The organism is Desulfobotulus alkaliphilus, from assembly GCF_007830435.1.
GTDB classification, from domain to species: Bacteria; Desulfobacterota; Desulfobacteria; order Desulfobacterales; family ASO4-4; genus Desulfobotulus; species Desulfobotulus alkaliphilus.
This window is the reverse complement of the sequence record NZ_VLLC01000001.1, coordinates 82,007-96,725: the sequence shown is the minus strand read 5'-3', so window position 1 is coordinate 96,725 and position 14,719 is coordinate 82,007. Positions and strand designations below refer to the sequence as shown.

Genomic DNA, 14,719 nt, shown 5'->3' with positions numbered 1-14,719 from the left:
ATCGGTTTTTCAGGCCAGCTGACCGCCATCGCAGACAAGGGTGGTGCCCGTGGTGAAGCTTGAGGCATCACTGACCAGATACAGAACAGCCCCGGCCATCTCCCCCGGCTGGGCATAGCGGCCCATGGGAATCTGTTTGACGGCGTATTCCCTGATATCATCATTTTGGATGAGGGCCCCGGCAAATTTGGTGTCCGTGAGTCCGGGGAGCAGGGAGTTCACCCGGATATTCCGGGGTGCCAGCTCCTTGGCAAAGGCCTTGGTCATGGAAATGACAGCGGCTTTGGATATGGAGTAGGCGCCCTGGAAGAGGGCTGGACTGACACCATTCACGGAAGCCACCGTCACAACGGCACCGCCTCCGTTTTTATCCATGACTTTTGCCGCAGCCTGAATGAGAAAAAAGGGCCCCTTTACATTCACATCCATGATTTTGTCCCAGGCCCCTTCATCCACTCCGAAAAGATCACCGAAGTAAGGATTGGTGGCCGCATTGGCCACAAGAATGTCAAGGCGTCCCAGCTCCCGGTCAATTTTTTCCACAAGTTCCCGCACAGCCGGAATCTGCCCCATATGGCAGGCCATAACCGTTGCCTTGCCACCATTTTTCCTTATTTCCAAGGCAACTTCTTCCAGAGCTTCGGCTTTCCTGCTGGACAGAACGACATGGGCGCCCTGGGCTGCGAGGGTACTGGCAATGGCAGCGCCAATGCCACGGCTGGCACCTGTAATCAGGGCAACTTTGTTTTCAAGGGAGAAAAGATTCTGCATGTAAACTCCTTCCATGGAATTGGTGATAGAAAATGGGTGGCTCAGTGTTTCTTATCCATCACATCCTTGCATGCTTTTTCAAAAAAACCAACGGCATGAACAAGAAAGGCAAAACGCTGATCTTTCGTCTGGCCATGGTAAAAACGGTAGTAAATCTGCTGGGCAATCACAGCCAGACGGAAAAGTCCGAATATATAATAAAAATCAAAATCCTGGATGTTTCTGCCAGTTTTTTTTGCATAGGCGGCCACCACCTCCTCCCGTGTCATCATGCCCTCAAGGGTGGTGGGCATCAGCCGGGTGTGCTGCAGGTAGTCCGGGTCTGTTTTGTTGATCCAGTAGGCCATGGATGCGCCAAGATCCATGAGGGGATCGCCCAGTGTGGCCATTTCCCAATCCAAAATGCCGATGATCTCCGTGGGATCATTGGGATTCAGAACAACATTGTCAAATTTGAAGTCATTATGGATGATGGAGGGTCTGTCCGTATCGCCGGGCTGCTTTTCATTCAGCCATGCCATGATCTCTTCAAAGGCAGGTACGTCTGGAGTACGGGCGTCACGGAATCTGCGGGACCATCCTTCCACCTGTCTTTTTACATAGCCCTCAGGTTTTCCGAAATTTTCAAGCCCTGCATCCCGGATGTCAAGCTTATGGAGGTTGGCATGCACGGATACGAGATTTTCACAAAGCTTTGAGGCCTGGGATGGCGAGAGGCTGAAACCTTCGGGAAGTTTTTTTCGTAAAATGATGCCGGGAATTCTTTGCATCACATAAAAGTCACAGCCCATAATGTCCGGATCCTCACAAAAACAAAGGGGTTCCGGGCAATAGGGAAAAACGGGTCGCAGGGATTTTAAGATTCTGTATTCCCTGCCCATATCATGGGCTGTTTTCGCCTTCTTACCAAAGGGAGGACGGCGCAGGACCATTTCCCTGTCTCCGGAACGGAGAAGGTAGGTCAGGTTGGAAAATCCGCTGGGGAACTGCTGAATTTCCATATTTTCTGAAAGGTGGGGAATCTGATCTTTCAGGTAAGCGGAAAGTTTTTTCAGATCAAGCTCCTCGCCGGAACGCACCTGCGTGGCTTCATCCTGAATGGACATATTCATTCTCCCTGTAATGGATGTTTTGTCATAGTTCAGCACAATTTATTTTGAAACTCCAATGCTGTAATTGCAGCAGTTTCGTACCGTTGCAAGGCCCCCTGACTATTTGCCAGTGACGTTGCAATCGTTTCGGATCAGAGCTTTGAAGGCCTGTGCGAAAGAAGCGGCAAACTGTCTGAGCCGCCACAAAGGCAGCGTACTTGAGTTTGCTATGGTAACCAAAAAGCTTATCCTGCCTGTGGCGGGGAGTTTTTGCCGCTTCCGCACAGGGCAAGAAGCTCCCGAATAAGATTGCGTCACGGTCAAATAGTTTGGGGGGCTGTGCATCTGCCTGACAGATATGGAAATTAGAAATTGTGCTGAACATGTTCATTGTTTTCTTTGTGTTATATGACAAGAGATGATCACCTGATCAGGGCTGCACCAGAGCTTTTCTGATAAAACGGATGAGAAAGTCCGCATAATCATCCACATGGATCTGTCTTTTTTTATATTTCCAGCGTTTCAGGTACCAGTCCTGGAGCATGGCCTTGACCATGGCAGCGGTCAGGCTGGCATCCTCAAAGGAAAAGATGCCTGTCTTTTCTCCTTCTTTCAGAATTTCAGTAAAAACGGATTCCGTAAGAAGTTCACTCTCAATGGCTTTTTTTGCTTCGTCCCGCCCCATATTTTTGGTTTCCATATATGAAAAATAGAACCATTTCTGCATGGTTTCGCTCAGGTAAATGTGGGTGCGAATGGCCATTTCCAGTTTTTTTTCAGGAGGGGCAGGCTCTTTGAGTGCTTCGGCCATGATCCCCATGACAAAATTCCGTCCCTGCTCCTGCATGATGTGGAGCAGAGCCTCCTTGCCTGAAAAACAGGAGTAAAGGCAGCCCATGCTCAGGCCGGATTCCGCCTGAAGATCCCGCAGGCTCATGGCATCAAAGCCTTTTTTTACGGAAAGATTCAATGCGGCATCCATAATGGCCATGAGATTTTTAACGGCGGTTTCTTCCTTTTTGATCCGTATGGTATCGTTTCTGCTGTGGAAAATTTCCCGGCACATCCTTTCCATGGATGTGTCATATTTTTTTTTAAAGGTTTCAAAGTTCATTATGCGTACCGTTTTAAAATTCTTCTGGCCATGGCTGTTTTATGAACCTCATCCGCACCATCATAAATGCGGGCCGCCCGTTCATGGCGGAAGAAGTAGGCAAGGATGGTATCATCGGTCATGCCCAGCCCCCCATGAACCTGCAGGGCACGGTCAATGACCTTCTGCATGATGCCGGCGACATAAAATTTGATGGCGGAGATTTCATCCCGTGCTTTGGCTGCTCCCACCTGATCAATGCACCATGCCGCATGGAGGGTCATGAGGCGGGCAGACTGAATTTCCGCTGCGGATTCTGCCACCCACTGCTGCACAATATGACGGGAGGCAAGGGTCTGGTCGTCTCTGGTAATTTTTCTGAAGTTTGCCCTCTGACACATGAGATCAAAGGATCTGTGGCAGATGCCCAGCCAGCGCATGCAATGGTGGATACGGCCCGGTCCCAGTCTGTCCTGGGCCATGATAAAACCATGTCCTTCCTGCCCGAGAAGGTTTTCTGCGGGAACCCGGCAGTTCTGAAGCAGGATTTCTCCGTGGCTGGCATAGTCCGTTCCCTCATGGCCCATGACGGGAATGTTGCGCACCAGATTGAAGCCGGGGGTATCCGTGGGAACGATAATCATACTGGCCTGGGCATAGGTGGGGGCTTCGGGGTTGGTGACGGCCATGACGATGCAGAACTGGGAACCGTCTGCGGCCGTTGTGTACCACTTGTGGCCGTTGATAATGTAATCACTGCCATCCCTGACAGCCCTTGTACCCAGCATGACGGGGTTGGAGCCGGGCATATCCGGTTCGGTCATACCAAAGCAGCTTCGGATGTCTCCCTTTACCAGAGGTGCCAGCCACCTTTCTTTCTGCTCTTTGGTCCCGTACATGTGAAGGATTTCCGCATTGCCCGCATCCGGTGCCTGACACCAGAAAACAAAGTGACCGAGGGGGGAGCGGCCAAGGGCTTCGGAAACCATGGCATGGTCCACCATGGACAATCCCATGCCCCCCAGTTCCGGTGGATAAATGGGAGCCCAGAGTTCCATTTCCCTGACCATTTTCTGCTTTTCACGGATAAGGGGCAGCAGCTCATGGAAATCTTTTTTAACAAATTCCTTTTCCAGAGGGAAAAGCTCCTTTTCCACAAATTCATTGATCATTTTTAAAATGGTCTGCATTTTGTCTGAAACGGTAAAATCCATGTTTTCTCCTTTGCTGTTGTTTATATTAACGGTAGGTGATCCACTCAGGCCTGCCGCATATTTCAAGATGGGGAGCATGGTTCCAGGCGTGGAGACGGAAATCTTTTTCTCCTGAAATCCATATGGATATGGAGGCGTTCATGCACTGCCAGGAAAGATCCATGGCTTTTTTGGGAGGCACTTTTAGAAAAAGATGCATACAGGTGGCAATGACGCCGCCGGATGTGACAACAAGAATTTTCTTTTTTCCCTGAAGATCCAGATCCAGAATCCCCCTTCGGACTCTTTCCCTGAAATCGTGCCAGCTTTCCAGTGGATACTGGCCCTCTTCCATGTTCATCCACCTGTCCAGCAATCCCCTTAAAATCCTCTGAAATGCCCGTTTATCCTGAATCATATTTTGAAAATCCGAGGTGGCTTCTTCATTTTCCGATAGCATTACCGGAAGAATTTCCCGGAAAACGCCTTCGGAATCGTATTCATCAAATGCGGGTGTTTGTATGAGCCGTCTTGTACGGATCTTGTCCGGCATCTCCTGCATGAGTATCTGCGCTGTTTTTTTCTGGCGGGAGAGATTTCCGGATATGATTTCATCAAAAACAGAACCTGTCTTTTTGAGGTAGTCTGCCAGCAGGGCTGCCTGTATTGCTCCTGTGGGAGACAGTTTGTCGTAGGATGCTTCTCCAAAGGAGGCCTGTCCGTGGCGGATAAGATAGAGCATGCCCATTTTTTTTCCTTCGAGCCTGATGTGGCAGTTGTTAAATACTTGTTGAACAGGATGGTACCCCCTGGGATTGCAGTGGTCAAGAAAAAAAGAACGAACGTTCGATTTTTTTATTTGACAGGGATGCTTTTCTGGTATTCTATGCACAAAGATATATCCTTTTCTTTTGTCATTTGGGTATTGTCTTGGAGGGTGTGTAAGGGTAAATAGGTCTTCGGATATATTCTGAAATGAAATTTTTGACAGGGATATGATGATGACAGCCTACAAGGCCCTTAGTACGGAAAAAACGGGATTAAACATTCCACCGGGTACCCTGCTTAAGATGAAGATTGAGGGTATTGATATTCCAATTAAAATTCAGGCGAGCCTGGTGGGCATGGTTAAGAATGAGTATATTCTCATTACCCATCCGACCCCCCTTGCAACGACCAAACCCAAGCTGTATGCAGGTAACGGTATCATCGCCCAGTACCAGGATGGCAGTGATATCTGTGTTTTCGGTGTGAAAATCATAGATGCCATCATGAAACCCATCCGTGTTGTCGTCCTTGAATATCCGGATAAAATCATACGACGGAAAATACGGTCGGAGAGCTGAATCTGTTCTCCGGTTTTCCATGGGTCGATCTATGTACGCCTTTAAAAAATCCGGGGGAGTGAGAAAATGCATATCGTTGTATGTGTAAAGGCAATTTCTGATCATCTGCCGGATCTGGGACCGTTTCAAAAAAACGATGCCAGTGAATCCGTGCACATGGGGGACTGGGACAGTGTCGCTGTGGAGACGGCCCTTAAGCTCCGGGAGCATTCCGCCGGGGGGAGGGTGACGGTTTTGACGGCGGGTCCGGTTTCCTGGGAACCTGTACTGAGACGGGCCCTTGGCATGGGAGCAGATGCTGCTTTTCGTGTGGAACACAAACCGGACCCGGTTTATCTTCAGCAAACTGCCAGGGCACTGCATGCGGCGTTGCTTGCACTGAAGCCGGACCTGGTCCTTTGCGGAGCCATGGGAGAAGATGGCATGCAGGCTGCCATGGGTCCCATGCTGGCAACGGCTGCAAATATTCCTTTTCTCACCATGGCCATGGGCATTGAGCTGCATGGGGAGGGCTTTTTGGTTGTTTGTGAGGGGGAGGGGGGAAAACGCCTGCGGTATGTCCTGCCTTCCGGGTCTCTGATCACTGTTCAGACAGGAATTTACAGTCCCCGCTATCCGAAACTCTCTTTGATGTTGAAGGCGGATAAGGCAGAGATTGCCTTTCTGGATTTTGAAGAAAAAGATCTGGCATTCCCGGTTTCCGCAGAAAAACTCACTGTGCCGCCCCCAAGCAGAAAAGTATGTTTTCTTGAGGGAAATACCGAAGAAAAGGCAGGGGTTTTTGTGCATGTACTGCGTCAGCGGGGCTGGCTTCAGCCTTTTGCGGTAAAGGAGGGCGCATGATGCGGCTTGATATTGTTCTGGGAAGGGGTGATTTTTTTTCTCAAGGGGCAGAGCTTCTGGGTCTGGCAGGGCTCCTTGCCGGAGAGAATGAAGACAGGAGGATTCGTTTTCTCCTGCCCTTTGGTGGAGAAGACCGGCATATCAGGGAGCTTGCCCTCCTTGGTGTCGGGGTGCAGGTTTTTCAGTTTCCAGAGGAAAAACATGTTTCAGCAGATTATGGGCAAAGGGTGCTGCATGCTTTCTGGGGATCAGAGCGGCCTGATTTTATCCTGATGCCCGATGCAGGTGTCTGGCGCAGTGTGGCACCTGCTTTGGCATTTCAGAGGGATGCGGCCTATATTCCGGCCATACGGGCCCTTGAAAAGGATGCTGAGGGCGTACTTCTGGGGCGTCAGGTATGGAACGGCAGACGGATGCTATGGATACGGCTCCATAAAAAGAGTGCCATTTTCACCGTCAGTCCCGGTGTGTTCACTCCCGCAGAAAAAAAAGATATTCCCGGCAAAACAGAAGTTTTCCAAACACCGCAGGTGGGCGCATCCATATCTTTTATGGGCGAGGAGCCCGGTGCTGTTGCTGCAGGGCTGCGGGAAGCCCGTATTGTGCTGGCGGCCGGCCGAGGTGTTGAGGGCCCCGTGCAGCTGGATCTTATACGCCGACTTGGTGAACATCTTCCTGGAAGCATCCTTGCGGGAAGCCGTCCTGTCTGTGACGGGGGAATGCTGCCCTATGACCGGCAGATTGGTGAAACCGGTGCCGACGTGGCCCCTGATCTTTATGTGGCCTTTGGGATTTCCGGTGCTTCCCAGCACCTTGCGGGTATGGGCAGGTCCGGTTTTGTTGTTGCTGTGAACAGAGAAAAGACCGCCCCTTTTTTTCAGCATGCGGATCTTGGGATTGTGGAGGATCTGGAGCTTTTTCTTGGGGTGCTGTTCAAAATCATGGATAAAGAAAAAGCCTAATTATTCAGCACAGTTTATTCTGAACTGCCAATGCTGTAGTTGCAGCAGCTTCGTACTCTTAGTAAGGCTCCGTGGCTATTTGCAAGTGACATTGCAATCGTTCCGGATTGCGTCACGGGGAAACAGCCTGGGGCCTGTGCATCTGTCTTGCAGCTATGGTGCCTGGAAAACTGTGCTGAACAGTTACGTTCCGGCCAGTTCTCAGTCTATCCCGTACTCGGAGAGGAGGGCGTCGATGTTTTCCTGGGAAATTTTGTTCAGGACCTCTTCACGGATATCCTTTGTATTTTTGTCCGGATTGGCTTCTTTGTTTTGAAGCATCAGATTGTGGGAAAGGTAGAGATGATTGATGATTTCTTCCACTTTTCTGATAAAGACAATCACCTTGTTCATTTTCTGGCCGATGAGATCCTGAAAACTTAAAGCAGTGAGAATTTCAAAAAAATTGTCCTGGAGTTCATCCATAAAGCAGGACAGATCTTCCCCTGATATTTTGCCCTCTTTGCATATGCTCCGTTGTTTTTCAAGGGTTTCCATCTGTTTTTCCACGATATCCATGATGGAGAATGTGGCATTCTCTGTACGGGAATGGATGTCTTCCAACTGCATGGCCGTCTGGTTGAAGGCTTCACCTGGAGCCTCTTCATCCGAGATTTCTCCCGTTTCCCTGCGTAACTTGCGCATTTCCCTTACCAGATCCTCAAGGCCTTCTTTGATATCCGAAGAAATACCCTGATAGAATTCACCATCGTTTATGGCTTGGGAAAGGGCTTTTTGAACTTCAATGGCAACGGATTTTTCCAGTGTTTCCTTAATGGTTCTGGAAACATCCATGTTGAGTCGTTCCGCCAGTCTCGATAGAATTTCTTCTTCCATACCTGCCTGTTCCGGGTAAGGGGTTTTCAGTTGGCTATAGTCTTGGGATGGGTGTATGTTTTGGTCTTCACTCCGGCTGTCTTCCCTGAAGAACAATCACCTGGTCTAAACGGATTCTTTCCCGCTGGAGGTTTTATGCGGGGTGGAAAAGAAGGCATAGCCCAGTCCTCTGGTTTTGGCCTGATACATGGCTTCATCCGCATATCGTACCAGAGTTTTGAGATCACTGTTGTCATCGGGATATACGGAAATGCCAAAGCTTCCGGAAACAGAAACCAGCTGCCCCCCGATATCAATGGGTTCAGCAACGGCCTTCATCAGTCTTCTTACGCCAAGGGAGGCATGGATGCCCGCCTTGAGATCCGACAGCCCAAGGATAAACTCATCCCCGCCGAAACGTGCCAGGGTGTCGGTTTTGCGGATAGTGGACTGCAGGCGTTCGGAGATAACCTTAAGAACGATGTCTCCGGCCTTGTGCCCATAGGTATCATTTACAGGCTTAAAGCCGTTGAGATCCATGAAAACAAGAGCAACGCATGTCTTCTGCCGTTTTGCATGGTGAATGAGCTGTACACCCCTTTCCATGAATATTTCCCTTGTGGCAAGACCGGTCAGGGCATCCTTGTTTTCTTTTATGGGCTGACAGGAATCTCTGACAAGGACGGCGTAAAATGTCCCGGTCTCGTGGTGATACTTTATAATTACCTCCCTGTCTTCGCCCCCGATCAGGCCTTCGGCTCTGTAACGGATTTCTCTGTTTTCCCTTCTGGATTTTTCCAGAAGAACCTGAAGGGTTCCCAGACGGGTCTCGGGAATCAGACTTTTCATGTTTCTTCCGGAAAAATCATGGATGCCTGTGCTTTTTGTCAGTGCTTCATTGGCGTAAATCAGGTTGAGCCCTGAATCAAGAATGCACATTTCAAGGGGGATCATATCATGGAAGTAGGCAAGAAGATCAGGATCCATGGAAAAACTTTCATATTTGAGGATTATTCAATCAGGCATTCCGGCGACCGGGTCCGGTATGCCTGACAATTGGTCCACCGGCCAAAACAGGATGGTTTAATAATGCAGGCAACCTGCTGGTTTTCAATGAGAATAATAATCTCAGGATAACGCCATTCCGTTCGGGTGATATTTCGTGGCATTCCCATGATGTTTCTGACTTCGTCAAGGGACATACCTTCCCTGACTTCAGGTTTTTTGGGTAGGTCTGAATTCTGGTGCTCCATGGAAAGGGCAGATAATGAAAGTACGGGTATAAGGAAGAATAAGAAAAGAAATGTTTTTTTTCTTAAATCAAGAGAGATCATGGCAGTACCTTTCTGGCCTGCAACCTGCCAGAATCCGGGGCGGATTCCGGCAGGCTGTGAAGGTCTTCGCTTGCTTACAGCCTCTGGAACCAGCCGGTCTGCAGGAACCAGCGGTCATAGAGGGTATCGTAGGTGCCATCGGCCTGAATCTGGCGGATAAAGTTGTTCAGCAGATTGTGGAGCTGAAAGTCCGTAAAACGTACACCTATGCCAAGGGGTTCAAAGCTCAGGGGCTGATCAAGGAAAAGGAAAGATTCTTTACCTTCCTTGGCCATCAACGTTGCAAAGGCGGGAAGATCATAGACAAAGGCATCGGCTCTGCCGTCACGGACCATGGCAATGCCCTCTTCCTGACTGGCAACGGATACCCTTCTGGCCCGTGGCAGGAGATTGTTTACGGTGGCAGCCCCCGTTGTACCTTCGAGGTAGGTGATCAGGTAGGTGGTGCTGTTCAGGTTTTCTGCATGGCGCACCGTTCCCTTGTGCTTGATGTTGGCAAGGACAGCCTGACCAACGGTGATGTAGGGATCAGAAAACATGACCCTGAGGTTGCGTTCCGGTGTGATGGTCATGCCACTGAGTATCATGTCAAAGCGGTTGGCATAAAGGTCGTCCATCAGACTGGCAAAGCTACCTGAAGGAGGAACAAACTCAATGCGCACACCCATGGCATCTCCCAGCAGATAGGCAAGATCCACGTCAAAACCGATGAGATCTCCCTGCCTGTCCTTCATTTCAAAGGGCATGTAACCGGGATCCATACCTATACGGAGGACACCGTTTGATACGATACGGTCAATGGCGGACTCATGTGTTGTCTGGGCTTTTTCCGTACATGCAAGGGGAAGTGCGGCAAAAAAAAGCACCATGGCAGGAAGGAAAAATTTCCGGCAGATAGTTTTCATGGGGTATATCCTTTCAATTAAAAAAAATGGTTGGAAAAGCTTGATAAGAAATTAACAGAAACCTCTTTGGAAATCCATTCTTTTATGGTTAACCCTTTAATTCCCGTCGTTTCAGTATCTCTTCCACTATCCTGTCTGCGGTGAATCCGAAAAGTTCTTCCGTTGCAAAGAGATCCAGATATTCATCCTTCCATGGTACGGAGTATTCGTTGACATTGTTTCTGATGCGGTCCAGCTTGCCTCCCAGGGCTTTCATCCGGGCAAAGAGGGGAACCTTTTCATGGAAATCCACATCTAAGGATAAAAGGTATTCAAGGAGCTTCGGGCCCTGGGTCTTTTCTGAAAAAGCCGGTATGATCAGAATTCTGCGCCCGTCCTTTTTCCCCTGACCAATAAAAACATTGCCCTCCTGCACGATGATACGCTTGCTGCCCCGCAGAACGGGATCCTTTTCTGTCCTTGATGACATTTCAGCAAGGGAGCCTGTTTTCTGAATCAGGGAGATGCTGGTGTGGCTGTTGACGTCTCCCAGCAGATTCAGGCCCTGCACCCTGTACAGAAAAGCACCATTGACCGCAGAAATCACTCCCTGAAGATTCCGCAGAACAAGAATGTTACGGCTGCTGAGCTGGGATATGCGGATACCATGTTTTTCAAGGGCGTCAAAGAGCAGACCTTCTGCCTTTTCCGTAATGCGGCTGGTGCCTACGGTTACGGTTTTTGCCTGATGCTTAATGGCATCCACAGGCCGGGCCAGCAGATTGATGGCTTTTCCCATTTTTTCAAAAAAACGGTTTAAAACGCCCTGTATGCTTTCTCCCTGGCCGAAGTCCATTTCAATATCGCTGAGAGGAAGACGGCCTGAGAGGTACTTGGTCAGCAGCAGCAGATCCGTGGCATCCCTTGCATCCATCAGGGAGTGCAGGGGGCCTTCGGAAAGGCTCTTTCTGAAAAGGGCTCCGAAAAGGGCCATTTCTTCACGAAAGCGTTTTTCCAGAACAATTTCATGGATGTCCATACCCTTCCTGGAATAGCCCTGAACGGTTTCCAGAATGCTACGACGCTCTTCATAGAAGAAACGGGAGCCTTCATGGATGGCAAGGGCTGCATGGTAACCCCATATATGACCGGCAAGGGTGGTGAGCAGGGGAGCCAGATGTTCGGGCAGATCCGGTACGGCAATGATCTGGGAGGCATAGGGATCAAAACGGTGATCCCCTTCGGATACCACCACAACGGGCAGGGCCTTGTGGGCATGAAAAATGGCCGTATCCTTGATGATGTCTCCGATGACCGAAGGCCTTGTTCCTGCGGCGCAGACAAAAATCAGGGGTTCTGCGGAAAGATCAATGTGTTTTTTGTCTTCCACATAGTCCGATGAAATGGTGCGGTAACAAAGTTCACTGAGTTTGATACGGATTTCATCCGCCGCATTTTTGTTGGGTCCGGATCCTACCGTTGCCCAGTAAGATCTTGTAACGGCGAGTTTTTTTGCACCCTTTCCTATACTGTCCCTGATGGAGAGAACCTTTTCCATTTTTTCAGGTACAGCAAGGAGTTCTCTGATTTCTGTGCTGATGAAATCCGGGCGTCTTTTTTCCGTAATCTGAGCGATCTGGAGGCCCAGCAGTGCCCCTGCCACAACTTGAGAATAAAAGGCCTTTGTGGAAGCCACGGACATTTCAATATCCCGGCCGGAGCTTGTGTAAAGCACCCCTTCAACCTTGAAGGTGAGATCTGAATCCCTGCGGTTGACGATACCGATGGTTCTGGCACCACGGCTGCGGACCATGTCCACGCTGCGGTTGGTATCCGTGGTGGTTCCCGACTGACTGATGGCCACCACAAGGGCATCTGCCATGGTTTCCGGCCCGTCCGAATCTTCCAGAAAAAAGCCGCTGAGTTCCGAGGCCTTGAGGGCCTGAACCTGTATGGCAGGGTCATTGAGATAATGGCGCAGCAGGTCCGCCGAAGTCTGGGCTGCAATGGATGCCGTGCCCTGTCCGATAAAGAAGATCCTCCGGATCTGTCCTTCCTGAAGTGCTTTCTGCAGGGGCAGAGGGATGGCGTTTTCTTCAAGGCTTACCGTATAGCCCCCGGTTTCTGCATCTTCCAGATGAAAGCGTCCCTGCAGGGTTCTTGCAACGGATCTGGGGGATTCACTGATTTCCTTGATGAAGTAATGGGGGAAATGCTGGCGGTCGATATCCCTTGATGTAATGGCCGTTTCCCTGATTTCTTCTTCACTGATTTTTACGGGTGTTCCATCGTAATAAAAGGCATGAATATCCTGAACAGGATCCTGCGGGTTTTCATCAAGAATAAAAACCTGCCCCTGAACAGGGCCGTTTATGCCTTCTGCGATTTTTTCCCCTTCAATTTTTATATACCGGGGAGTGCTTTCCACAAAACCGTAAACCTCCGAGGCGGCAATGTAACCATCCTTTCCTATTCCCACAAAGATGGCCTGACCGGAGCCTTTCTGGGCGAGAAAGAGCTTGCCAGGAGCCAGATCCGTCTGCATCCAGATGGCATGGGAACCCTCAAAGTCCGAAACCGCAAGGCGAAAGGCCTCTTCAATGGTGTTGCCTTCCCGCAGATAATGTTCTGTCTGCAGGGGAATGATTTTTGTATCCGTGGATATTTCATCTGGAATAAAGTCCCAGCGGTTTTCATAGTGTTTTTTGAGTTCAAGATAATTGTCGATGTCACCGTTCAGGGCCACTTGTATGATGCCGGTGCGAATACTTCCGGGATCTCCTGTCTGGTTATCCACCGGGTGACAGTTGGGGACAGAGATTTCTCCTACCGAAGCCCAGCGGGTATGGGCAGCCACGGAAAAGTGAAGATGGGAAAGACTGCCGATGAGGTGGATGAGGGGATCGTTTTTAATCTGGCTCCGCAAAAAATTTCCGTTATCTCCCAGAGATCCGATTTCAGCAGCGGTTTTATAGGTGAAAGCAAGGGTGACGCTGTGCTGTTTTTTCAGGATCTGATGCTGTACGGCAATGGACTGGTTGACAAGCACCCTGGGATTGCTGCGTTCTGAAAGCTGATCAGCGAGGCCTTCTTCTTCCACCAGTTTCTGGTATGTTTTATACTTGCTGGGGGACAGGGTAAAGAAGATGGAAATCCCGGCAGAATCCCTGCCCCGGACCTCAAGGATTTCAATGCTGTTTAAAATTGTATTGGTTCTGTGAAAAACGGAAATGGCAGATGCCGATGGCTGCAGGGAGTATCTGCCCACAAGCAGTCTGATTTTATCCATGTTGTTAAGAAAATCCCTGGAAAGATGCCAGTGAATATCCTGTATTTTTTCGAGGCGATCCGTGAGTTCCGCCAGCATTTCCCTTGAAAGCACGGCCTGTTTTTCCATAAGGGCGGCTTTCTGATCCCTGATCCGCTCTGCTATCTTATCTGCCAGATCGGATAGGTTTTTCAGGATGTCATGTTCATTAAAAAGGGCGGTCATGGCAGCTTCACTTCGAAGATCTTCGATCTTTGAGGCAAGTCTTTCCATATTTTTTTTTCCGCCGAGAAAGGAGGCATCCATGTTTTCAGCCTTCAGGCTGCGAATGTCGCTCTGGATGACTTCTTTGAGCGTATCGTTTATTTCCGATGCGATATTTTTAAAGGACCGGTCCGTATCCTTTTTTTTGTAGGCCATCAGTCCGGCAAGGCCACAGGCAAGGGTGTTTGAGGATAAGGGAAAAAATATCAGGGAACCTTGCGGTACCGAAGAAAGGCTGCGTCCGAAGAATATTTTTTTTAAAGGTGGGATGGGGCGGTTTTCTGGATTCTGTCCGGAAAAAAAACTGGAAAGAAGCATATATTATACCTTAATGAAAGGGTGATAGATGTAAGGGATTTGTTTTTTTGTTAGCATGAGAAAATGGCAGTAAAAACATTATCTGATTACTACCCTGACTCAGCCACAGCTTGCTGGTCCGGTTGTTGTCAGGCCCATGGTGCGAGCTTTAATACGGGCAGGCGCAAGGCCTGCCCCTACGAATGGTTTTTACGGCCCTGTTTTGTGTAGGGGCACCCTTTACGGGTGCCCGCTAACATGCGTAAAATATGGTCATATAATTTCCATGACTAAGGCTTATATGGCTGAAAGACAGTGGTAATCAGAAAACATTATGTCAGTTATACAAAATAATAAAAATTACACAGAAACAGCACAGATGTCAAAAAGCCCCGTAATTATTCAGCACAATTTATGTCGAACTACCAATGCAGTCATTGCAGCAGCTTCGTACTGTTGCAAGGCTCCGAGGCTATTTGAAAGTGACATTGCAATCGTTTCGGATCAGAGCTTTGCAG

General features: G+C 49.3%; 13 protein-coding genes. 3 read left to right on the top strand and 10 right to left on the bottom strand.

Features of this window, described 5'->3' with window-relative positions; genetic code table 11:
• Positions 1 to 9: 9 nt before the first annotated feature.
• The 5 genes from LZ24_RS00410 to LZ24_RS00390 all read right to left on the bottom strand — a co-directional run bounded on the left by LZ24_RS00410 (position 10) and on the right by LZ24_RS00390 (position 4,896).
• Positions 10 to 771, bottom strand: a complete 762-nt coding sequence (locus tag LZ24_RS00410; protein WP_144681177.1) for an SDR family oxidoreductase — start codon at positions 769 to 771, stop codon at positions 10 to 12.
• Positions 772 to 812: 41 nt separating this feature from the next.
• Positions 813 to 1,877 carry a phosphotransferase family protein gene (locus LZ24_RS00405; RefSeq protein WP_144681174.1) on the bottom strand — a complete coding sequence of 355 codons (1,065 nt, stop codon included), beginning with the start codon at positions 1,875 to 1,877 and terminating at the stop codon, positions 813 to 815.
• A 415-nt stretch (positions 1,878 to 2,292) separates the two neighbouring features.
• Positions 2,293 to 2,976 carry a TetR/AcrR family transcriptional regulator gene (locus LZ24_RS00400; protein WP_246118485.1) on the bottom strand — a complete coding sequence of 228 codons (684 nt, stop codon included), beginning with the start codon at positions 2,974 to 2,976 and terminating at the stop codon, positions 2,293 to 2,295.
• A complete protein-coding gene (locus tag LZ24_RS00395; RefSeq protein ID WP_144681172.1) occupies positions 2,976 to 4,169 on the bottom strand; it encodes an acyl-CoA dehydrogenase family protein in 1,194 nt (397 codons plus the stop codon). Before LZ24_RS00395 ends, LZ24_RS00400 begins: the two co-directional genes overlap by 1 nt.
• A 25-nt stretch (positions 4,170 to 4,194) precedes the next feature.
• Positions 4,195 to 4,896, bottom strand: a complete 702-nt coding sequence (locus LZ24_RS00390; RefSeq protein ID WP_144681170.1) for a histidine phosphatase family protein — start codon at positions 4,894 to 4,896, stop codon at positions 4,195 to 4,197.
• Positions 4,897 to 5,149: 253 nt separating this feature from the next.
• On the opposite strand from LZ24_RS00390, the gene LZ24_RS00385 reads away from it, so the two are divergent.
• From LZ24_RS00385 to LZ24_RS00375, 3 genes are all read left to right on the top strand, one after another.
• A complete protein-coding gene (locus LZ24_RS00385; protein ID WP_186442838.1) occupies positions 5,150 to 5,494 on the top strand; it encodes a flagellar brake domain-containing protein in 345 nt (114 codons plus the stop codon).
• 66 nt (positions 5,495 to 5,560) lie between these two features.
• Positions 5,561 to 6,337 carry an electron transfer flavoprotein subunit beta/FixA family protein gene (locus LZ24_RS00380; protein WP_144681166.1) on the top strand — a complete coding sequence of 259 codons (777 nt, stop codon included), beginning with the start codon at positions 5,561 to 5,563 and terminating at the stop codon, positions 6,335 to 6,337.
• Positions 6,334 to 7,299, top strand: a complete 966-nt coding sequence (locus LZ24_RS00375; RefSeq protein ID WP_144681164.1) for an electron transfer flavoprotein subunit alpha/FixB family protein — start codon at positions 6,334 to 6,336, stop codon at positions 7,297 to 7,299. Before LZ24_RS00380 ends, LZ24_RS00375 begins: the two co-directional genes overlap by 4 nt.
• A 201-nt stretch (positions 7,300 to 7,500) precedes the next feature.
• Here LZ24_RS00375 and LZ24_RS00370 read toward each other — a convergent pair whose 3' ends face one another.
• The 5 genes from LZ24_RS00370 to LZ24_RS00350 all read right to left on the bottom strand — a co-directional run bounded on the left by LZ24_RS00370 (position 7,501) and on the right by LZ24_RS00350 (position 14,222).
• Entirely contained in the window at positions 7,501 to 8,175 is a 675-nt protein-coding gene (locus LZ24_RS00370) for a protein phosphatase CheZ (RefSeq protein WP_144681162.1), read from the bottom strand.
• 105 nt (positions 8,176 to 8,280) lie between these two features.
• Positions 8,281 to 9,141, bottom strand: a complete 861-nt coding sequence (locus tag LZ24_RS00365; RefSeq protein WP_144681160.1) for a GGDEF domain-containing protein — start codon at positions 9,139 to 9,141, stop codon at positions 8,281 to 8,283.
• 23 nt (positions 9,142 to 9,164) lie between these two features.
• Positions 9,165 to 9,488 (bottom strand): hypothetical protein, encoded by a 324-nt coding sequence (locus tag LZ24_RS17465; protein WP_144681158.1) that lies wholly within the window; start codon positions 9,486 to 9,488, stop codon positions 9,165 to 9,167.
• Between the two features lie 74 nt (positions 9,489 to 9,562).
• Positions 9,563 to 10,393 (bottom strand): transporter substrate-binding domain-containing protein, encoded by an 831-nt coding sequence (locus LZ24_RS00355; protein ID WP_144681156.1) that lies wholly within the window; start codon positions 10,391 to 10,393, stop codon positions 9,563 to 9,565.
• A gap of 88 nt (positions 10,394 to 10,481) precedes the next feature.
• On the bottom strand, positions 10,482 to 14,222 hold the full coding sequence (locus tag LZ24_RS00350; RefSeq protein ID WP_144681154.1) for an SIS domain-containing protein: 3,741 nt from the start codon (positions 14,220 to 14,222) through the stop codon (positions 10,482 to 10,484).
• Positions 14,223 to 14,719 lie beyond the last annotated feature (497 nt).